Origin of the sequence: Micromonospora sp. NPDC048170 (genome assembly GCF_040652795.1) — a bacterium.
Classification (GTDB): Bacteria; Actinomycetota; Actinomycetes; order Mycobacteriales; family Micromonosporaceae; genus Micromonospora.
This window is the reverse complement of record NZ_JBEZMR010000006.1, coordinates 145,340-165,820: the sequence shown is the minus strand read 5'-3', so window position 1 is coordinate 165,820 and position 20,481 is coordinate 145,340. Positions and strand designations below refer to the sequence as shown.

14 protein-coding genes and 2 pseudogenes are annotated in these 20,481 nt (G+C 69.6%); 6 read left to right on the top strand and 10 right to left on the bottom strand.

Features of this window, described 5'->3' with window-relative positions; translation table 11 throughout:
• Window positions 1-62 precede the first annotated feature (62 nt).
• The 4 genes from AB0D32_RS12500 to AB0D32_RS12485 all read right to left on the bottom strand — a co-directional run bounded on the left by AB0D32_RS12500 (window position 63) and on the right by AB0D32_RS12485 (window position 4,104).
• Complete coding sequence (locus tag AB0D32_RS12500) at window positions 63-200, bottom strand: FxLD family lanthipeptide (RefSeq protein WP_082159628.1); 138 nt, start codon at window positions 198-200, stop codon at window positions 63-65.
• 23 nt (window positions 201-223) lie between these two features.
• Entirely contained in the window at window positions 224-1,462 is a 1,239-nt protein-coding gene (gene fxlM / locus AB0D32_RS12495) for a methyltransferase, FxLD system (protein ID WP_043330488.1), read from the bottom strand.
• Window positions 1,463-1,894: 432 nt separating this feature from the next.
• Entirely contained in the window at window positions 1,895-2,437 is a 543-nt protein-coding gene (locus AB0D32_RS12490; protein ID WP_046569670.1) for a flavoprotein, read from the bottom strand.
• Window positions 2,434-4,104: a helix-turn-helix transcriptional regulator gene (locus AB0D32_RS12485; RefSeq protein WP_357088444.1), complete on the bottom strand. Its 1,671-nt coding sequence runs from the start codon at window positions 4,102-4,104 to the stop codon at window positions 2,434-2,436. Before AB0D32_RS12485 ends, AB0D32_RS12490 begins: the two co-directional genes overlap by 4 nt.
• A gap of 147 nt (window positions 4,105-4,251) precedes the next feature.
• Between AB0D32_RS12485 and AB0D32_RS12480 the strand changes: the two genes are divergently transcribed.
• Window positions 4,252-4,599 (top strand): hypothetical protein, encoded by a 348-nt coding sequence (locus AB0D32_RS12480; RefSeq protein WP_091113588.1) that lies wholly within the window; start codon window positions 4,252-4,254, stop codon window positions 4,597-4,599.
• A gap of 5 nt (window positions 4,600-4,604) precedes the next feature.
• Window positions 4,605-5,054 (top strand): hypothetical protein, encoded by a 450-nt coding sequence (locus tag AB0D32_RS12475; protein ID WP_124778772.1) that lies wholly within the window; start codon window positions 4,605-4,607, stop codon window positions 5,052-5,054.
• Window positions 5,055-5,476: 422 nt separating this feature from the next.
• Here the strand turns inward: AB0D32_RS12475 and AB0D32_RS12470 are convergent, their stop codons facing one another.
• Complete coding sequence (locus AB0D32_RS12470; RefSeq protein ID WP_307826475.1) at window positions 5,477-8,920, bottom strand: M28 family peptidase; 3,444 nt, start codon at window positions 8,918-8,920, stop codon at window positions 5,477-5,479.
• A gap of 119 nt (window positions 8,921-9,039) precedes the next feature.
• Here AB0D32_RS12470 and AB0D32_RS12465 point away from each other — a divergent pair.
• A pseudogene (locus tag AB0D32_RS12465) lies at window positions 9,040-11,871 on the top strand (LuxR family transcriptional regulator); the annotation flags it as partial.
• On the opposite strand, the gene AB0D32_RS12460 reads toward AB0D32_RS12465, so the two are convergent.
• From AB0D32_RS12460 to AB0D32_RS12440, 5 genes and pseudogenes are all read right to left on the bottom strand, one after another.
• Window positions 11,857-11,976: an IS3 family transposase gene (locus tag AB0D32_RS12460; protein ID WP_223201434.1), complete on the bottom strand. Its 120-nt coding sequence runs from the start codon at window positions 11,974-11,976 to the stop codon at window positions 11,857-11,859. The pseudogene AB0D32_RS12465 and the gene AB0D32_RS12460 sit on opposite strands and share 15 nt — an antisense overlap.
• Window positions 11,977-12,347: 371 nt before the next feature.
• A pseudogene (locus AB0D32_RS12455) lies at window positions 12,348-12,734 on the bottom strand (transposase family protein); the annotation flags it as partial.
• Window positions 12,735-12,742: 8 nt separating this feature from the next.
• Complete coding sequence (locus tag AB0D32_RS12450) at window positions 12,743-13,948, bottom strand: IS110 family transposase (RefSeq protein WP_357088440.1); 1,206 nt, start codon at window positions 13,946-13,948, stop codon at window positions 12,743-12,745.
• Window positions 13,949-14,311: 363 nt separating this feature from the next.
• Window positions 14,312-15,463, bottom strand: a complete 1,152-nt coding sequence (locus AB0D32_RS12445; protein ID WP_357088437.1) for a hypothetical protein — start codon at window positions 15,461-15,463, stop codon at window positions 14,312-14,314.
• Between the two features lie 6 nt (window positions 15,464-15,469).
• Entirely contained in the window at window positions 15,470-15,781 is a 312-nt protein-coding gene (locus AB0D32_RS12440) for a hypothetical protein (RefSeq protein ID WP_357088433.1), read from the bottom strand.
• Between the two features lie 61 nt (window positions 15,782-15,842).
• On the opposite strand from AB0D32_RS12440, the gene AB0D32_RS12435 reads away from it, so the two are divergent.
• From AB0D32_RS12435 to AB0D32_RS12425, 3 genes are all read left to right on the top strand, one after another.
• Window positions 15,843-18,191 (top strand): DEAD/DEAH box helicase family protein, encoded by a 2,349-nt coding sequence (locus AB0D32_RS12435; protein WP_357088429.1) that lies wholly within the window; start codon window positions 15,843-15,845, stop codon window positions 18,189-18,191.
• 95 nt (window positions 18,192-18,286) lie between these two features.
• Window positions 18,287-18,853 (top strand): hypothetical protein, encoded by a 567-nt coding sequence (locus AB0D32_RS12430; protein WP_357088427.1) that lies wholly within the window; start codon window positions 18,287-18,289, stop codon window positions 18,851-18,853.
• Between the two features lie 2 nt (window positions 18,854-18,855).
• Window positions 18,856-19,503, top strand: coding sequence for a nucleotidyl transferase AbiEii/AbiGii toxin family protein (locus AB0D32_RS12425; RefSeq protein ID WP_357088424.1), 648 nt, complete (start codon window positions 18,856-18,858; stop codon window positions 19,501-19,503).
• Window positions 19,504-20,481 lie beyond the last annotated feature (978 nt).

Here is a 20,481-nt window from a genome sequence, read left to right as displayed (position 1 = left end):
ACCCTCGAAGACGGGGGCCCGGCGCTGGAGACGCCGGGCCCGGGGTGGATCGTCAGGGACGGTTACTTGCTGCCGCCGGAACAGGCGTTCGAGCCCGTGTTGCCCGAGCCGCAGCCGTCGTCGGTGCTGGTGGCGTACCCGCTGGCAGCGGGGCCGGCGTCCACCAGGGTGATGTCCAGGTCGAACTCCTCGAGTTCCATGGTCTCCACTCGCGTGTTCCTTCCTATGCGGAGGTGAAGGTGAGGACGAGGCGACTGTGTCGCTTGTCCAGCACCGTCCCGGCCGGCAGGGCGCCGTCGGGAGTACCTGCGGGTAGGACGTGCAGCACCGGAGAGGGCTCGCCAGCGTCCACCCACGCGCGCATGTGCCCGGCCATCCGTCCCGCCGCCGCGGCGGCGTCGGGCCCGTGAGCGCAGGCGCCGAGGTCGAACGTGTCGTCGGTCCAGCGCAGCGTCGACCGGTAGGAGAACGTCCCCTCGTGCAGGGCGGCGGGCGTACCGAACCGCCAGGCAGGGGCGACGATGCCGGCGTCGACGGCCTCCTGCTGCGCCGAGAGCACCACGAACTGGTCGACCTCATCGGCGAGGCGGGCCGCCAGCCACAGGTCCAGGTCGGCCAGGACGCTACGAGGCGGCAGGCCCACCCCTGCCCATGCCTGCTCCTGCGGCTGCGACAGCAGCCCACCGACCGATTCCGGGTCGACCTGCTGGCCCTCATCCAGCCGCAGGTGGACACCGGCGGCGATGTCGACATACCGCATCTCGTGGGCTCCGGTGCCCCGCATCGCCACGAACCCGCAGAGGCGCTGGCTGTGGCTGACCAGCCGGTCACCGACCCGGCGCAGCGCCCACGACCGGGTCATCCCGAACGTCCGTAGCGGCACCACCAGCACGCCGTCCTCGGCGAGCTGCGCGATCCACGCCGCGGGGATGTCCCACGCCCCGGCCGTCACGATGATCAGGTCGTAGCAGCGCCCCAGGTCGATCGGCTGCTCCGCGTCCGCGCACACCACGCTGACATCGCCGTAACCTGCCACCGCCAGACACGCCACCGCCCGCTCGGTCACCTCCGGGTCGATGTCCACGGTCGTGACCGAACCCGACGGCCCGACCAGCTCGCGCAGCAGCGACGCGTTGTAGCCGCCCGATCCGATCTCCAGCACGTGCCGGCCGTGCAGGCCACCGGTGAGGGCGTCAGCCGCCTGCCCGAGCATCTCCGCGATCAGCCACGGCGCGGACACCGAACTGACGGTCTCATCACCGAGCCGCTTGGTGACGACCGCGGTGTCGCTGCGGTACGCCTCCTCCATCGGGACACCCGGCGTGTACAGCTCGCGGGGAACCACCCGCAGTGCCGCCTCGACCTCGGGCCGCATCGTCAGCCCCTTGGCCGCATGGTCAGCGACCAGCTGGTCGACCATCGCGTCACGGAGGTCGTCGCTGCTCATCGTGTCGACGCTCATGTGCGCGTCACTCTCCTGTTCGTCAGGACCGCCGCCGTTGCGGACGGCCCGCACTTTCCGTTATCCGCCAAGGACGAACACGGCCTCAGACGCCCGAGGACTGTTCCCCTGCTGGGCAGGACGCAGGCCGAACTCACCGGGTGCCCAACCGGCAAGGCGACGCAAGGCGGCCCGGGTTCGATCAAGCCGCAGTCAACGTGAGGTCCGAGCCGTCCCGGCCACCAGCGGTCCCGGATTCCTCGGCAGCGGCGAGAAACTGCGGTACAGGGTCACACGGATCAACTCCCCTCGGGTTGGGCGGTGCCGGGGACCCCTGAGCGGCGGGCGCCGAGCGGTCATGTCCACCACTCAACGCCGGTCTGACCGTGTCGAACACCCTCGACACGGGATTTCGACACGGTCAGACCGGCCCCAGCGCCTCTCGGGGGCCGACTACGACAGGCGGGCGGACAGCCTGTGGAGTTCGTCGAGGATCACGTTCCAGCGGAAGGGCTGATCGTCGTGAGCTGGTCGCAGCGCCTCGGTGGCGGTGAGGCGTACGCCGTGGTCGGCGAGGAGCCGCAGGTGGGCGTCGAACGCGGGGTGGCGGGCGAGGGTGGGTTTGACGTACGGGGAGACGATGATCGGCATGCCTGCGCCGAGAGCTTCGTTGAGGATGCCGAGGGCCAGACTGTCGTTGATGCCGGTGGCCCACTTGTTGATGGTGTTGAACGTCGCCGGAACGACCGCGACGGCATCGGCGCGTGGCAGGACGCTCGGTTCGTCAGGATGCCGCTGCCGGTAGCTGACGGGCCTGCCCGTAACGGCGGCCAGCCGATCGTTGGGAAGCCAGGTGTGCGCGGTTTCGGTCGCGATGACGTACACATCCCAGCCGTCGCGCCGCACCGCCTCGACCAGCTCGACGATGCGGCGGGCCGGTGGCGCGGCACAGACCACCAGGTAGAGCAGACGGGCATTCGCGGATCCGGACGTCACGCGGCGATTCCGGCGCGTTCGGCGAGTGCCCGCAGGCCGGGGGTGACGGCGCGCCGCTCACGGGTGAGCAGGTCGCCGATCAGATGGCGCGTCCGGCCGTGCACGTGCACCGTCTGCGGCGCGATGCGTTCGGCTTCGAGCAGGTGCAGCACGGCTGCGGGATCGTTGCCGGGCGAGCAGGCGTAGGCGGCGGCGAGGTCGAGGTGGACCCGGGCGCGGCGGCTCACCAGGGCCGCCGGCAGCGACGAGGTGTCGAGCTGTTCTCCAAGGTGGATCGCCAGCTGAGGCTGGTCCGTTCGGGCGGCGATGCTGATGCGGTGGATCATCACGTTCGTCGGACCGAACCCGGTCCACAGGTCGTTACGATCGGCGCCGAGCCGCCGGGCCAGGGCGTTCGCGTCGTCGAGGTGCCGCTCGACAGCGGCGGGCTGGGCCTGCCGGGCGGCGATCAGCGCCGCGAGCAGAGTCAACGCCCCGTGGGCCGACAGGACACGCGGACCCGTCGACGCGGAGTCCCTCGTGTCCGTCACACCATCGAGAGCGGCCAGCACCACCTCCTCGGCATCGCCGACGCGGTCCGGCATCGCCAGCAGCGCAGTACCCACCGAGAACGCCGCCGCAGCGACGAGCGCAACATCCTCGGCCTGCTCGGCGGCGACACGAGCGGCACGGTCCGCCGCCACCCAGGCAAGGCTGGGATCGCCGAGTTTCACGGTGAGTTTGGCGGCGGCGAGATTCGCCGCCGCCAGCGACCCGACGGCCAGGGCGCGCTGCGTGCCGGTGCAGGTCCGGGTCAACAGGTTCGCCTGCTCGAACGTGTCGGGCAACGCCCGGACCGCCTCGGCATAGTTGCCACGCTGGTAAAGGCTATGGAGATGGGCCACCCGCTGACGGACCTCCGAAAGCGTGAGAGGCTCGACCGGCTGTTTCGGTGCGGCAGGTGCGAGCAGGTGCCGGCGCAGCTCGGCCAGCAGTCGCGACCTGGCATCGTGGTCGGCTTCCTCGCCACGGCCTGCTACCGCGTTGACGACTGAGACCTGCCCGGTTCGTGTGGTGCGGCCCGCCTCCGGGCGCTCGCCGTGGAACCGGTCCGGCGGGCGTCGATTGTCGCCGACTTCGCCGTACCTTTCGCCTGTGGCCTCGCCGGCTGCCATCACCGCCTCGGGTACCGCTCCCCACCGCGCCCGCTGTGCCGCCTCGGCCTGCTGTGCCTGGAACCGGGACTGGAGGTGTCGGTAGGCGTCGTAGGCGGCGAGTAGCTCGCCCTGGGCGTCCAGCAGGGTGTCGCACTGCAGCCAGAAGATCCGGTCCACGACCTGCCGGCCCCGCTCGACCATTCCCAGGGTGCTGCGCGTCGTGTGCACCTGGCGTGCGAGGGCTTCCTGAATGAGTCCCCTCGACCTACGCAGGGCGGCGAGCTTACGGCCGAGATCGTCCCTGGCCTGTTGAAGATCCTGGCGATCAATCATGGGCTCGCCTTTCCGTTCGCATCGACCTGCGTCGAGCCGACTGTTGCGGCGCCCCGACGCACGGCGATTCGACGTTAGCGGATCGCACGCGACCTGGGCGTGGAGCTGGTGCGAATGGCGTGCTGGCCTGGCAGAGAGGGCGCCTGTGTCGAAAACCGGGGGAGCGGGGTTGGCACCTCGAACGTCAGCCACGATCACGGCGGAACACACTTCAGCCATCCCCACTCCCGGCCCAACGGGCACGGCAACCTCAGCCTGCCGCCGTCACCGACAGACACCCCGGACACGATGTGCGAGTTCGGTGGGCATCGGCCCTCTTCGACGAGCGCGGAAGAGCGTGCGGTGATGCCCATAAAGGGCGCGCGGCGCCAGCCCTGCCGCAAGGGCTTTCGGCGGTTCAGTAGCCCCACCGGTGCCGGACGCGGGTTTCGCGTACCGGGATTTCGGGGTGGGGACTTCGGGTTCGTCGCCTACGCCGACACCGACACCGCCCAGGACGTCCTGGTCCGCGTTGTCGGTGGCGACACCGACCCGGGAGCCCAGACCGCCCCCCTCGCACGCGCCCGCGAGTTGTGGTGGCTCTCCCGCGCCGTACGGGCCAAGTACACCGCCATCTCCCGCGCCGTGCCGCTGCTGCTCGCCGGGTACGCCGGCGCCGCCACCACCGCAGCCCTGGCGATCTGGGCCCGGTGACCACGATGACCGCGACCACCACCCTCGTCGTGCAGGACCCCGTCGACGCCTACGAACTGTTCGCCCACGCCCGCACCGTGCTCAGGCTGCCCCTGGACGGCCGATGGCACCTGGTCGACCACGGCCGCGTCCACATGCTGCAAACCCTGCCCGGACAGGGCGCACCGGCCCTGGCCAGCGTGCACCTCCCCGTCGACGGCAGCCGGCACCCCGGCGAGCCCCACGCCGGCATCCCCGGCGGCTACGCCCTGCTCGCCTTCACCACCGACGGCGGCGACACCAACAGGACCCAGCGCCGGCACCGCGACCTCGCCGGCCAGGCTAGTGCGTGGCTGACCCACCGACGGCTTCGCTGGACCTGGTCACACGCCGACGGGCCCTTCACGACCAACCACGCCGATCTTGCGACCAGGGGCCAAATAGTTGATCTTTTTGGGGGTCTGCGCGGTCCCTGATCGCTGCCACGGTGGTTGACCGCTGTGAGTCGATCTCCTCTGAGCATCGGCGAGCTGGTCGAGCACTGGACCCTTGTCCCTGCTGAGCTGGACCTGGTTGCGTCCAAGCATGGCGAGATACGGCCGGGTTCGCGCTGTTGCGGAGGTTCTACGACCGGTACGGCCGCTTCCCGCGAGGTTGGGCAGATCTGCGCCCGGAGGCGATGGACTTCGCCTCTCGCCAGGTCAAGGCGGAGCCGGGTTACTTGGCGTTCTACGGAGACCAGGGCCAGCGGATCCATCACACCCCCAATCGGCTAGATCAACCCGACAACGCACCCAGAATCCAATCCACGGATTCAGGCTAAGGTCCGGTCCGGCAGCGGAACAGGGGCGCAGGACCGGCGGCAGGGTGGGGCGAGCGCCCCACCCTGCCGTTGAACTCAGCCGACCTGCAGGGTCACGTCGTCCAGCACGAAGCTGGTCTGTAGGTAGGCGTCCTCTCTGCCGGCGAAGGTCAGCGTGACCGTCTGGCCGGCGTACGCGCCGAGGTTGACGGTGCGCTGCGTGTAGCCCGTGGCAGCGTTCATGTTGGACAGCGCCGCCACGGTGGTGCCGTTGGCCTTGATCGTGAACACGTCGTAGGCGAGCGCCCCGTACTCGTTCGTGTCGATGTGCAGCCAGTAGGTCAGTACCGCACTGGTGCAGCCCGACGGGATGGTGACGGTCTGGCTGATGGCCTCGGTCGCGGTGTAGCCGTATCCGCCGAGCCACGCGTACCGGGTGCCGCTGCGCGGCACCTGCCCGATAGAGGTGCCGATCGCGCCGGTGGAGCCGGTCCACGGCGAGGTGCCGCTTTCGAACCCGCCGTTGAGGATCAGCTGGGCGGCGGTGCAGCCGCCCGGCCCGCCGGTCACGGTCAGCGTGTACGTGGTGCTGTGCGACACCGAACCCGCGCCGGTGATGGTGATGGTGTAGGTGCCGCCGGCCACCGACGAGCCGACCGCGATGGTGGCGGTCGACGAGCTGCCGGAGGTGACCGACGACGGGCTGAACGAGACCGTTACGCCCGTGGGGGCGCCGCTGGCGGTCAGGGTAACCGTCTGGGCGCTGCCCGAGGTGGTGGCGGTGCCGACGGTGGTCGTGGTGCTGGACCCCGCGTTCACGGTGCCCGACGCGGGGCTGGCCGAGATCGAGAAGTCGTTGGTCGGCGTCGAGGTGCCGACCGCCCGGTTCCACAGCGTGTAGGCGATGCCGTCGGCAGCCCGGTTCAGCGCGGTGGCGTCGATGTTGCTGAGAGTGTCGCACGAGGAGTGGTAGCAGGAGTCGTAGGACTGACCGGCCGTGCCGCCCCACTTCGACGCCTGGGCCGACGTCTTGGTGGCGCTGGCGCCCATCGCGTAACCGGAGGTCGGGATGCCCGCGTTCTGGAACGAGTAGTCGTCGGAACGGCCCTGGCCCTCGACGTTCTCCTCCGGCTGCAGGCTGAGGGAGTCCCAGTACGCCTTCATCGGCTGCGACGCGGTCGAGGTGATGTTGTTGATGAAGTAGCCGCCGTTCTTCGACGCGATCATGTCGAAGTTGTAGTAGGCCTTGATCGCCGTTCGCTGGGTACTGGTCAGCGAGTTGACGTAGAACTTGGAGCCGTTGAGGCCCTGTTCCTCGTCGGTCCACCAGCCGAAGCGGACCTTGTTCAGCATGGTCGGGTTCTGCGCGGCCAGCGCGAGGGCGACCTCGAGCAGCGCCGCCGAGCCGGAGCCGTTGTCGTTGATGCCCGGACCGACCGAGACGCCGTCCAGGTGGGCGCCGAACATGTAGACGTTGCTCGCGTTACCGCCCGGCCACTCGGCGATCAGGTTCGGGCCTGCACCGCTGGTGCAGCCGGAGGTGCAGGGCTGCTCGGTGACGGTGAAGCCGGCGGCCTGCAGCTTGCCCTTGACGTACGCCACCGACTGCAGGTAGCCCTGGCCGGTCGAGCGGCGGGTGCCGCCGTTGTTGGTGGCGATGGTGCTGAGCTGTGTCAGGTGCGCCTGCACGTTGGCGACGTCGATGTCCGGCGCGGTGCCACCGGGGGTGCCGCCGTTGACCGTGAGCGTGTACTGCGCGGTGTGGGTGATCGAACCGGCGCCGGTCACGGTGATGGTGTACGTGCCCGCAGCCGCACTGGACGTGGTCGCCACCGTCATCGTGGAGCTGTTGCCCGACGTCACCGACGTCGGGCTGAACGACACGGTGACCCCCGACGGGGCACCCGAGGAGGTCAGCGACACGGTCTGGGCGCTGCCGGAGACGGTCGCGGTGTTGACCGTCGCGGTGACCGAGGAGCCCGCGTTGACGCTGCCCGAGGTGGGGCTGACCGAGACGGAGAAGTCGGTGCTGGAACCGGTGCAGGTCGGGTCACCGGTCTGGGCCGGGACCGCGACCGCGTTCCACGCGTCCTTGGTCCGATTGAACAGGACGCACGAGGAGTCCAGGTTCTTCGCGGCGGTCAGGGTCGCGGTGCGGTACTTCTTGTGGGTCATGCCGGAGGTCTTCAGCAGCATGCCGCCGTAGAAGATCTTTCCGGCGGACTGGATGCCCACGCCGGTGACCGACGACGGGCCGCCCGAGCAGATGGGGCTGTTCGGCTTGCCGCCGCCCGGCGCGCTGCCCTCGGCGAGCAGGTAGAACCAGTGGTTGAGCGGACCTGCGGCCGCGTGTACCTCCGTGTTCGGGATCGACGAGGAGTAGCAGTTCGGGTGGCCGCCGACCAGCGAGGGGTTGTACATGTTGCGGATCGGGCCGTCGCCGACGATGTCGATCTCCTCACCGACCAGGTAGTCGGGTTCGTCGTAGGCGCTGGACTGGTTGGCGTATGCCTCGGTCAGGGCGCCGAAGATGTCGCCGGTGGCTTCGCCGAGGCCGGCTTCGGAGCTGGTGCCGCCGGGGGTGTTCTGGTCCATGCCATGGCCGAACTCGTGACCCACCACATCCATCGATGAGATCCAGTTGCCTGCCGAGTTCTTGCCGATCGTGATCGTCGAGCCGTCCCAGTAGGCGTTCTGCTCGTTCAGGCCGACCTTGATCGGCCAGCTGCCACCGTTGCCGTTGTGCCCGTTGCGGCCCAGCCAGGCCGACAGCATGTCCCATTCCTTCTGCGCCGAGTACACCGCGTCGACGCAGCCGGTCTCCTTGCTGGTGCCCACCCCGTTGCCCCAGCTGTCGTCCGCGCCGGAGAAGACGGTGCTGGTGCTGTAGTCCTGGCAGTTCAGGCCGGTGCGCGTGGTGTCGCGCAGGTAGTACGTGCTGCCCGACTGCGACGTGGTGATCGACAACGGGCTGGGCCCGTTCCACTTGCCGGTGCCGGAACCGGCCGCGGCGTCCTCCTGCTTGGCCAGCACCTGGCCGTTGCGCGCGTCCACGAAGACATGCAGGTGGCTGGGGGCCGAGGCGGTGCGCCCGGCGACGACGACCTCCCACGCGAGTCGCGCGGTGCTGTCCTTGACGTGCACCACGAGGGTGCGTGACTCGACCTGGTCGACCTTGGTGAGCAGGCCCTTGGCGGTCTGCTCGGCGCGGTCGGCGGCGACCGTCGGCACGACGGAGACGTTGATCTTCGTCTTGGTGGCGGCCGAGATCGCCCGGATGGCGCCCCGGCCGTCGGCGAGTACGGCGGCGTCGCCGCCGACCACCGGCAGGCCCCGGTAGGTGCGCTCGTAGGCAATGGAGAACAGGCCGTCCACCCACGGGATCACCATGCGACGGTCGTACTGCTCGAAGGGGCCTTTCGCCAGCGCGTCGTGACCGCCGTCGGCAGCGCGGTCGGCTGCAGAGATCGCCAGCGACAGCGGGCTCTGTGCAACCGTGGGTGTAGGGGGCGGGGTGGCTGCGGTCGACTGGGTGGCCACCCCGGTCACGGTGCCCAGGGTAAGCGCAACCGCGACAGCGGCCGCCATGGCAGTTCTTCGATACATCGCAATCCTCCCGCCGAGATGGGTTGAGGGGTGTGGCAGCAGGGCCCGTGTTGATGGGATCTCCGGCAACCGGTGACAGCTCGGCTTTGGCGATGACACTAGGAACGGCGGAGGCTGGCCGAAATCAGGGCAACCCCTTGCTCTGGTGCGCGAAGGACCGTCGGGCGCACTATGATCCGGTGCCAGATTCTGCGACGGCAGTGAATGCGCATCAGGGGGCCACCGGCACCATGCTGCCGGTGGTACCGGGCGTCGTGCGCGGCGCCCGTCGGGTGGTGCTGTTCGGTCCGCCCGGGATCGGCAAGACCGCTGCGGCCGGTGTACTCGGGCAGCAGCTGGGCATGCCTGTCCTAAGGCTGGCTCCGAGCCCACAGGACGCCCAGGTCCCCTACACCGGACTGCTCGAACTCGCACTGGCCCTCCAACCGCTGCCGGCCGCGCGGGAACTCGCGACCGGAATCGACAAGGCCGTCGGAGTGCCGGGCTCTGCCGATCCCGCCGGGACCGCTCTACGGCTGCGCCGGTTGACCGCCACCCTGCTGCTGGACACCCCGCCTCTGACACTGGTGGTGGACAACGCCCAGTGGCTGGATACGGCCAGCGCGGCCGTCTTGCGTTGGGCACTGCGCCTGGCTCCCGACCTTCCCGTCATAGCCGCAGAGCGAATCTGGCGCCCGGGGAGCGAAGGCCACTGGTGCGGCGAGGACCCCTGTGCGGTACGCATCCCGGCGCTGACACCCGATCAGGTCGCAACCCTGCTGTCGCCGTACCGGCTAACCCCCTACGAGGTCACGCAGACCCACATCCGCAGCGGAGGGAACCCGGCCCTAGCCCTCGCATTCGCCGGGGCCCGCAGCCGCGCCACCGACCTGCCGGCCGCTCAGGGTCTCGTAGACGACCTGGTCCTGCCGCCGGCCGCCCGCCGACTGGTGAACGAATGGCTGGGCACTGTGTCGGCCGAAGTTCAGGAACTGTTGACGGTCGCCGCACTCGACGACCGGCCCGACCGCGAACTGCTGAGCCGCCTCGCCGGCCCGCCCGCCGACAACCTTCTCGCAGAGGCCGAGGCAGCCGGACTGATCAACATCGGGCCGGCCGACGGGAAGATCCGGTTCGCCGCCTCCGCGATCGGTGCCGAACTCGCGGCCCGACCGCCGGTCGCCACACGCAGGCTCCTGCACACCCGCCTGGCCGAAGCCAGCCGCGACAGCATCCGCCGCGACCGTCACACCACGCTGGCGGCCGACACCAACGACCCGCAGTCGGCCGACCGCGCCGCCCGCGCCGCCGCCCGCGCCCGGCTGCGCGGAGAACCCGCACTAGCGGCCGAACTCTCCCTCCTCGCCGCCGAACGTACCCCGGAGACCGACGCCGACCTGCTCACCGAACGGGCGCTGACCGCCGTACGCGACGCCGCCCACAACGGCGACCTGCCCCGCGGCCAGGCCGCCGTCCGCCTCGTCCTGCACCACGACAGCAGCCCCGCCAACCGCGTCAACGCCCTCATCTCCCTGATCGACTCAGGCGGACAGCACCTGCACAACGGCGACAAGCTGTTCGCCGACGCACTTCACGAAGCGGCCGGACATCCGGACCTGACCGCGCAGATCCTCATCCGCCAGGCGATCTGGGCCAACGTCAACGGCGATCCCGACCGGGCGTGCGCCCAGGCTGCCCGGGCCGCCAGCCTCGCCCGGAGCGCTGGCGACACCGCCACCACCGCCATGGCCCTCACGATGCAGGCCCGCATCCAACGCATCCTCGGCCGCCCCCAAGCCGAGACCACGCTCGGCCACGCCCTGTCCCTGCCACGCAGCACTCACATCCCCGTCAACGCCAGGCCCGAACAGCTCTCCGCCCGGCACGCCATCTTCGACGACCGTCTGGACGAAGCCCGCAGCGCACTGCTGCCTCTGCTCGTCGAAGCCGAGCGGACCGGAGACGCCGAAGCCACCGTGGATGTCCTGCGCAGCCTCGCCGAAGTCGAGATCCGCGCCGGACGGTGCGGACTGGCCCTCGACTACGCCGGCCGCGCCCTGTCGCTTACCGACAGAGCCGCCTTGGACCCCGCACCAACGTGCTACACCTCCGCCCTGGTCGAGGGCACCGCCTCGTGCACCGACTCCGCCCTCGCTCACGCACGCCGCGGGGCGGACACCTCCCGCCGGGAGGACAACAAAGTCTTCCTCTCCCGAAACCTCTTCGTCCTCGGACATCTTCTCCTGGTCACCGGGCGTCCGAAAGAAGCCCTGGAGGCGCTGGAAGAGGTCCGTACGCTTGAGAAGCGCCAGCAGGTCCGCGACCCGTCCGTCCTGCGCTGGCACGCCGACCTCGCCCAAGCCCTCATCTCCCTCGGCTACCTCGACCAAGCCCGCAAACTGCTGACCGATACCCGTCGCACCGCGACTGATCTAGATAGAAGCTGCGTCCTCCCCGTGCTCGACCGCTCCCAGGCACTCCTGGAAGCCACCCTGGGCAACTACGATGCGGCCGCCGACCTCCTCACCGCAGCAGCCGACCACCTCCGCCACCTGCCCATCGAACACGGTCGAACCCTCCTGGCCCTCAGCCACACCGAACGACGCGGACGCCGACGCGCCAGCGCCCGCACCGCGGCGCAGAGCGCCGCCGACCTCTTCAGCACGCACCAGGCACACCCCTGGATCGAAGCCGCCACCCGCACCCTCCACCAACTGGAGCCCGTCCCCGCGCACAGCAGTACGCTCCCCTGCCTCACCTCCGCCGAACAGCGCTGCGTCGAGCTCGCCGCCAGCGGAGCGACCAACCGCGACATCGCCACCGCCCTCACCATCAGTGTCAAAACAGTCGAAGCAAACCTCACCCGCGTCTACCGGAAGCTCGGCATCCACTCACGCGTCCAACTCGCGCACCTTGCAGCCCTGACGGCAGCGCCGGCAGAAGCCCTGCAGCCCGGCCTGGCGCATCAGCCTGGCAACGCGTTTGCGCCCACTTCCGACTCCGGTGCCCAGGCGTAACTCGGCGTGCGGCGTAAAGGAGCGGGTTGGGCGAGGATCGCACGTGCTTCCCCGGACAGCATCCTCGCTACGTCAAGTCGCAAAATGCCGTGACGAGGATTTAGAATCGAGAAAGTTGACACAAAAAGCAACAGAGGCGGCCGGTTTGCTACTGTAACCGCCAGCAACGGAGCGCAGCAGCTATCCAATGCGACCAACAAACAGAGGTAATGAACGGCTGAATCGCAGGCAGTCGGCCTACCGACATGCATAGATGACGGTCTTAGGAAACCGATGCTCTATCCCCTGAGCTACGAGGGCGCGAGGGCCTAGTCTAAGGGACGTCTCGTAACTGGGTGAAGGCGTTGCCTGGCACCGGCCGGTGATCAGCCGGCGAGGATGATGTTGTGGAGGTTGGCGATGCCGGAAGCGGCGTCGGCCAATGTGTGGGCGGCGCGGCGGTAGTCACGCAGGATCTTGAAGCACTTCATCCTGGCCAGGGCGTGTTCGACCCCTGCTCGGACGGTGCGGTGCTCGACGTTGAGTGCTTGCTTCCAGGCGGGCAGGTCGCTGCCGTCGGTGGGCTTGCGGTACGGCATGATCACCTCCGGGTTGCCACGGTAGCCGCCGTCGGCCATCACCGGCCGCCCGTTCAGCTTTTCGGCGATGCCGGAGGTGCGGTAGACGATGGTGTCGTTGCGGTTTCCCGGCTGCGGATCACCGACGGCGATCACGAGTCTCGTGCTGGCGTCGATGGCGACCTGCAGGTTCGTCGGAGTCTCTACGCGAGTTCACACAGCGCCACCTCTGCTGATCTTGGTTGTTTGGGCTGGTAGGGGGTCTTGTCGCGGATGCAGGCCCAGAGGACGTTGAGGCGTTGTCTGGACAGGGCGGCGGTGGCTTGGCGGTGGGTCTTTCCTTCGGCTCTTTTCTTGTCGTAGTAGGCGCGTGATCGTGGGCAGTGGGTCAGGGCGGTGAAGCTGGACATGCTGAACACCCGACGCAGGCCCCGGTGGTAGCGGTGAGGTCGGACCTGGTGCCCCTGCCTGCGGCCGGAGTCCCGGGAGATCGGTGCGAGCCCGGCGTGCGCGGCGAGTGCGGCGGCGCTTGGGTAGGTGGTCAGGGTGCCGGCGTGGGCGAGGAACTCGGCGGCGAGGGTGGTGCCGATGCCGGGCAGGCTGGTGACGATCTCTCCCAACTCGTGCTCGGCGACAACCACGGCGATGGTTTCCTCGATGGCGGTAATCCGGTCGCTGACCGCTTCCAGGTCGGCGGCCATCTGCGCCAGGATCCCGGCCGCAGTGGCCTCTCCGGCGACGGCGACGGTCTGCGTCCGCGCGGCGGTGAGGACTTTGGCGGTGAGTGCCTTGGCGGCCCGCGCGCCGTGCTGGCGTAGGTAGGCCAGGATGCGGGCTTCACCGGCGCGGCGCAGCCCGCCAGGGGTCTGCCACTGCGCGAGGAGCCGCAGCGCGCCCTTGCTGCGCAGGTTCAGCGCCTTCTCGAGGGAAGGGCTGATCATGGTCAGGAGGTCCTGGATGCGGGCGGTGATGCGGACCCGGTCGGCGACCAGGTCGAGGCGGCGGGAGACAAGCAGCTTCAACTGCTGCTGCACCCCGTCGGCCACGGTCAGGGTCGGTAGGTCGCCGCGCATGCGCAGGGTCTGGGCGATGACGTAGGCGTCGTGGGCGTCGGTCTTGCGTTCGCCGTGGAACGCCTCCGCCATCCGCGAGGTGACCGTGCCGCTGACGTAGCGCACGTCCGCGCCCCGGTCGAACAGGACCGCCAGCAGCAGTGCCGCGGGTCCGCCGCGCAGGTCGACGGCCCAGCGGATCGGCTTGCGGCGTTTGCCGAGCCGTCCGGCTATGCCGGAGATGGCCTGCTGGTCGTTGGGGATCTTCTCGGACATCACCACGGTGCCGTCGTCATCGACGACGCACACGTGGTGGTGGGTCTTGCCGACGTCGACGCCGGCCCACAGGCTGCCCATCGGGCATCACCCTCTTCGCTCGTGCTGGTCAGGGGGCGTGGACCCGCCGCAGTTCAGTAGCCACAACTTCGGAAAGGGCGATCGGTCGCAAGTCTCCATCCAGTGCTGATACAGCGGTCGTCAGCGAGGGCCGGGGCGTCCTACTCCTAGCTGGCCATGACATCGGCAGCACACACCCAGACAGTCACCCGACCCTCCGGGTCCAACTGAGCAAACGACGTGGTTCGATGTCCGGTTGCGGGTCCCAGACGGACTCCTGAAGTCTGCTGCGACGGCGTTGGCTTCCGAGGCGTCGCGCCGCGGACGCCGAAGGTCCACGATCTTGTGCGCCTCGGTGATGGTCACCGGGCGGCGAGCCGTGCTTCAGGTGTCGAGGCCTGCGAGGTTGAGGCGTTCGAGCAGGCTGGGCTTGCGGGCGTGCGCCGCCCGCAGCTCGGCCAGCCGCTGTTGGAACAGCCCGCTGTCTCCGTTGCCTTCGGCGAGATCGCGCAGGTCGACGAGGAGTTGCACTGCGCTGTCGTACTCGCGGGGTTTCTTCGTGGCGATGAGTTCGTCGACCCGCTGCCATGCGGCGGGTTGGTCGACCGCGAGGGTGTCGAGGTGCCGTTGCCGGGCTGCTGCGGCGGACCGTTCGCGGCGAACCCGGTCGCGTTCACGCTGCTCGGCGTCCCGTCGCTCCATTTCGGCGCGCAGGTCCGCGGCGGTGGCGAGCAGTTCCCCGGCGGTGCGGGCGGCCGTCGGGGTGGACGCGTCGGTGGGGTGCGCGTCGCGGTAGCGGCGCAGCAGTTGGCTGCGTAGGTGGCTGTCGTCGCCGGTGACCAGGTCGGTCAGGATGGCGTCCTTGTCCCGGGCGGGCAGCCCGACGACCCAGGTACGTAGTTGCGCAGCGGTCGGTTCACCGGAGGCGGCCGGCGCCGATCCGGCCGCCGCCGCCGCGATCAGGTCGCGGTCGATGCGCAGGAACTCGGCGACCGCGGTGAGAGCCGCATCGAGGGTGCCCAGTCCGGCCGGTACGGGCGGTTCGGGCTCGTCGTCGGCGATCTCCTCGGACTGTACGCAGCGCAGCCAGGTCAGGTACAGCAGGCGCAGGTCGCCGGCGGCGAGGCCGGCTCGGACCGGGATGATCGAGGCGAGCAGACCGTGGCCGTCGAGGTCCCACTCGTAACTGCCGTCCTCGTCCTCGTCGTGGAGGTCGATGATGACGTACTTGCCGGCGGTCCACGCGGACGCGCTGTCGCCCTGGCAGTACCGGGCGACGGTGGCGGGGTCGAGTACATGTTTCGGTAGCCGGAGCATGACCTGGCGGGTGCCCCAGTTCGCCAGGTACAGGTGCGCGTCGAAGTACCGTTCCATCAGCGTGCGCGGGTTGCCCTTGAAGTTGCCCCACTCGTAGGTGTTGACGAAGCTGGTGGCAGTGATGTCGGCCCGGGTGGACAGCGAGCGCAGTTCGGCCCGCTCGCGGCCGGTGAGGGGTCGGTCGACGGCGGTGAATTCGTAGTACTGGTACTCGCTCATCGTGGCCTACCTTCCGGCCCAGTGCCGGTAGGCGTCGATCCACGCGGCACCGTCCGGCATAGGGGTGGGTAGCGGCAGGTCGAGAAGGCCGACCCGTTGCCGGTGGCGGCGTCGGGCGCAGACCGCGACGATGCTGTCCGCTGCCAGCTCGATCTTGCCTACGGTGACCTCGACGCCGAGGACGGTGGTGGTGAACGGCACCGCCAGATGCTCCTCGATCCTGGCGAACAGGCCGGCACGCTCGTCCTCGTGACCGTCCGTGTCGACGGTGGCTTCCTCGATCATCGTCTCCAGCGCGGCGTTGCCCTTCGATGCCATCGGCGGAGGATAGCGGACCGGTGCCGGGGTGTTCGAAGCCTGATGCGCGAGGATGGTCGGCATGGGTTCGGTGGCCGAGTTCGTCGATCTTCGGCGGGAGGTGGAGCGGTTACGGGCGGAGAACGCCCGGCTGGGACGTCTGCTGGAGTTGCGCGGTCAGGACACGACTGCGGCGCCGGAGCAGTTGTCCGCGCCGGTTGAGCCGCCGGGGCTGGTCACCATGGCTTCGCCGACTCGGGACAAGTTGGCGTTGTTCGCCGACCGGTTCCGGGCCCGGGTCGACGTGTACGCCGTGCGGTGGGAGAACGCCCGTACCGGCGCTGCCGGCTGGATGCCCGCAGTCGCCGGAGGCTGGCGTAAGGGTATGGACCGGCGCGGTGCCAACTACCTGCCACGCACGACGGAGGTCGTCGCGGCGCATCTGGTCGGCGACGTGTTCATGGGCCTGTACCCGCTGATGCCCGGCAACACCTGCCACTTCGTGGTGGCCGACTTCGACGGGCCGACGGCGATGCTCGACGCCCTCGCCTACGTGAAGGCGGCACGGGCCAGCGCGGTGCCCGCCGCGTTGGAGATCTCCCAGTCGGGTCGCGGCGCCCACGTGTGGGTCTTCTTCACCGCCGCCGTGTCTGCGGCTACCGCGCGGGCCGTGGGCACGGTCCTGCTGCGTGAGGCGATGGTGCTGCGCGGGTCGATGGATCTGCGGTCGTACGACCGGCTGTTCCCTAACCAGGACGTGCTGCCCGAGGGTGGCTTCGGCAACCTCATCGCCGCACCGCTACACGGCCGCCGCCGCAAGGACGGACTGACCACGTTCCTCGACCTCGGCACACTCGAGCCGTACGCCGACCAGTGGGCGTTCCTGTCGACGCTGGACCGGCTCAGCCCCGGCGACGCCGAACACGTCGCGCGCCACGCCAAGCACACCGTCACCGGTGCCGACGTCGCCACGATGAGCCGATCCGCCGCGACCCAGGTCCACCCTCCGCTACCTCCGGTGGTCCACGCTGAGGCCGGCGCCGGGCTGAGCATCGACGCCGGACAGCTCACCCCTGCCGCACTGGCGACGTTCAAGCACGCCGCCGCCATGGTCAACCCGAAGTTCTACGAACTGCAGCGACTCCGCAAGTCCACCTGGGACACCCCACGCTTCATCCAGGGCTACGACCTCACCCTCGATGATCACCTGGTTCTCCCGCGGGGCCTGCGGCACACCATCGCCACGATCGTCGAGCGCGCCGGATCGCGATTGGCTGTCACGGACGTACGAAACTCCGGGACCGAGATCGACGCCGCGTTCACCGCCGAACTCACCGGCAAGCAGGCCAACGCGGTCGGCGCGCTTCTCGCCCACGACGACGGGATCCTGGTAGCCCCACCCGGCTCCGGCAAGACCGTCATGGCCTGTGCCGTGATCGCCGAACGCAACACCTCCAGCCTCGTCCTCGTCGACCGCAAAGCCCTCGCCGACCAGTGGCGCACCCGTATCGAGCAGTTCCTCGGCATCAAGCCCGGTCAACTCGGCGGCGGCCGACGCAAGCTCACCGGCACGGTGGACATCGCGCTGCTGCCCTCCCTCGCCCGACGTGACGACGTCGCCGCCCTGACCCAGGGGTACGGGCACGTCATCGTCGACGAATGCCACCACCTCGGCGCCGCCGCGTACGAGCACTCGGTCAAACGGATCGCCGCGCAGTTCTGGCTCGGCCTCACCGCCACCCCCACCCGACGCGACGGCCTCGGCCAACTCGTCACCTGGCAACTCGGACCCATCCGCCACACCCTGACCGACGAGGAACAAGGCACCCTCGCGGCGGCGATGCACGCCGACGCCGGACCCCGACGAGCCCTGTTCATCCACGAGACCACCTTCCAGCCCGGCGACATCGACCTTGACGCCCCCGGCTCGCTCGCCGAGGTGCACCGGCGACTGGCCCTCGACGAGCCCCGCAACACCCAGATCGCCGACGATGTCGCCGTAGCCCTGACCCGCGGGCGAAACTGTCTCGTGCTGACCCGACGGGTCGCCCAGGTCGAGGCTCTCACCGCTCTGCTCGCCGCACGCGGACACCTGCCGCTCGTGCTCCAAGGCGCGATGAGCAGCCGCGAACGGCGGGCCATCGTTGACCGGCTCGACGGCGCCAAGGCCGGCGACGGCCTGCTCGTCATCGGCACCACACCGTTCATCGGTGAGGGCTTCGACGCCCCCGCCCTCGACACCCTTTTCCTCGCCGGCCCGATCTCCTACGACGGCCTACTCGTCCAATGCGCCGGTCGCGTCATCCGCGCGGCGCCCAGCAAGGACCTCGCCGAGGTCCACGACTACCACGACCCGGCCACCCCCATCCTCGCCGCCTCACTCCCACGCCGCATGCCCGGATACCGGGCCCTCGGCTTCACCAAAACATGAGTGCATCCGCTCGCGATCACCATGGCTGGTCCGCCAGGCACCGAGATACGACCCAAAGCCAAGCGCGCTTGGCCTAGCGTAGTAGGCTGACCGGCATGGGTCGGTTCTCCGAGGATGAGCTGCAGGCGGTTGTCTCCCGGTACGAGGCGACCCGGGCTCAGGCGTTGACCGAGCGGGACGAGCAACTGCGGGCGTTTCACGCGGCCGGCTGGCGGCCGGTGGATCTGCAGCGGGTCACCGGATACAGCCGGGAGACCATCCGTCAGGCGCTCCGACCTGAAGTCCGACGGGCGACCAACATCAGCCGGCGCAGGACGGCACCCCAGCCGCCGGCGGACTACCGGCCCTACGGCGACCGCAAGCCCTATGTCGTGGCCGAAACCCTCGCCGCGCTGCACGGCCCGACCGGCGGCACGGTGACACTCCCGCGTCACCTCGACTGGTCCGGGCACGCCGAGTACGACCTGAGCCGGGCCGCACGCCTGGCCAGCATGTACAAGGTGGTGCTCACCGAGGCCAGTACCGTCGAGGATCTGCACACCTGGCTCGACGCTGACCTCCTCCGGCGGCTCTGGCCCACCCTCTGGCTGCCACCCCAGCTCCGCCAGCGCTGGGAGGAAACCTTCCCCGAACTCGCCGCGATCCGCAGCAGCGCGGCGTAGCGGTGGACCCCTTCCACGAACGCCTCGCCCGTACCGGGCTGGCGGCCGCCGATCGATACGGCTTCGCTCTGGCCGGCGGTTACGCGGTTCAGGCCGCCGGGCTTCTCGAGCGGCCCAGCGAGGACGTCGACCTGTTCACCGCCTGGGACCGCCGCGACGAGTTCACCGCCGCGGTCACCGCCGTCGTGCACGCCTACCGAGACGACGGCCTCACCGTCGAGACCGAGCGGCAGTACGACACGTTCGCGCGGCTGGCCGTCACCGACGGTGTGCGGGTTTCCAAGGTCGAACTCGGCGTGGACTGGCGCGCCAACGAACCGATCCTCATGGCGATCGGACCGGTACTCCACCCCGACGACGCGGTCGCGAACAAGATGAGCGCCCTCTACGGGCGAGCGTTCGCCCGGGACTTAATCGACATCGACGCCACCCTCCGATCCGGCCGCTACACCCGCGACGCCCTCCTCGCCCTCGCGCAGCGCGCCGACCGTGGCTTCGACCCGCGCATCTTCGCCGACGCTCTGGGACAAGCCACCCACCTCGATCCCGACGACTTCGCCCAGTACGGCGTCACCGGCCCAGCGCTGGACAATCTCCGTAACCGATTTGCCGAATGGCGCCGCGAACTGCTCGACGACGAGGAACGATGACCCGACTCCTGACTCGCGGCAGCGTAAGCCTGTACACGCAGGACCCACGACGTTCCAGCTGGTCTTCAGCAAGCGAGCGCAGCGTGCCCGCGAAGCGACCGGCACGCAACGGGGGACGGTAGGAAAGCCGCAGGTCGTCGGCCTGTGGACGCCGGCGGAGCGTCGGGTTAGGAAACCGATGCTCTATCCCCTGAGCTACGAGGGCGCGAGGGCCTAGTCTAGCGACCTGGGGGTTCACCTGGGGTGGCAGGGAGTGGCCCACGTCCACCCACGTCATCCGCACCCCCGTTCTCCCAGCCCAGGGCCACACCCGGAGCACACGAACCCCGGTATGCGGCCGGCGGTCGGCCACGGTGACCCGCGTTGGCGCCGGTTCACCCGGGTTGGCATCCGCTGGAGAGCACGCACCGTGCACATCATCGAAGATCATGATGTGCGCTCCCCCGGGCCCAGGACCCGCTGGCCGGCAGTAGCGCGGCTCGGCGGCAACCCTCCGCAAGCTTGGCTCGCCGGCTCAGCTCAAGACGCCGACGCAGGGTCAGCGTTCGGGGTGAGTCCCGCACGACACTCAGCGCCCGAATCAACCGCGGGCCGCGCTGGACCCGCTCCGGCAAAGCACGTCAGGTGTTCAGACGGGCCACGGTGGACCGCCGCGCAAGCCTCCCGACGAGGGCATCGACGCCCTCGGAGGACGACCGGCCAGCACGGACTTTGCGTTTCTTCCGGGGGCATCCGCTTCTGGCTGTTCAGCGAAGGTCGGAGATGCGGTCGCTACCTGTCACAGGGCTCCGGGTTGGCGATGAAGCCGGCCACGCAACGTCGTCAATCGCGAGCCACGGCGCGACAGCCATGGCCATGGGCGTAAGCCCGGTGAACGCCTTGACCTCACGGTGGAGGTGGGACTGGTCGACGTCGGCACCCCTCTGTGTCAAGAGGCGACGGCGAGAGTTGTTCTAGGCTGGGGTGTGGCGGGTCCGG

Excerpts from the sequence above, each read along its gene's own strand:
- AB0D32_RS12500 (WP_082159628.1), bottom strand. The coding sequence starts at position 200 with ATGGAACTCGAGGAGTTCGACCTGGACATCACCCTGGTGGACGCCGGC.
- fxlM (WP_043330488.1), bottom strand. The coding sequence starts at position 1,462 with ATGAGCGTCGACACGATGAGCAGCGACGACCTCCGTGACGCGATGGTC.
- AB0D32_RS12480 (WP_091113588.1), top strand. The coding sequence starts at position 4,252 with ATGCCCATAAAGGGCGCGCGGCGCCAGCCCTGCCGCAAGGGCTTTCGG.
- AB0D32_RS12475 (WP_124778772.1), top strand. The coding sequence starts at position 4,605 with ATGACCGCGACCACCACCCTCGTCGTGCAGGACCCCGTCGACGCCTAC.
- AB0D32_RS12450 (WP_357088440.1), bottom strand. The coding sequence starts at position 13,948 with ATGGGCAGCCTGTGGGCCGGCGTCGACGTCGGCAAGACCCACCACCAC.
- AB0D32_RS12445 (WP_357088437.1), bottom strand. The coding sequence starts at position 15,463 with ATGAGCGAGTACCAGTACTACGAATTCACCGCCGTCGACCGACCCCTC.
- AB0D32_RS12440 (WP_357088433.1), bottom strand. The coding sequence starts at position 15,781 with ATGGCATCGAAGGGCAACGCCGCGCTGGAGACGATGATCGAGGAAGCC.
- AB0D32_RS12435 (WP_357088429.1), top strand. The coding sequence starts at position 15,843 with ATGGGTTCGGTGGCCGAGTTCGTCGATCTTCGGCGGGAGGTGGAGCGG.
- AB0D32_RS12430 (WP_357088427.1), top strand. The coding sequence starts at position 18,287 with ATGGGTCGGTTCTCCGAGGATGAGCTGCAGGCGGTTGTCTCCCGGTAC.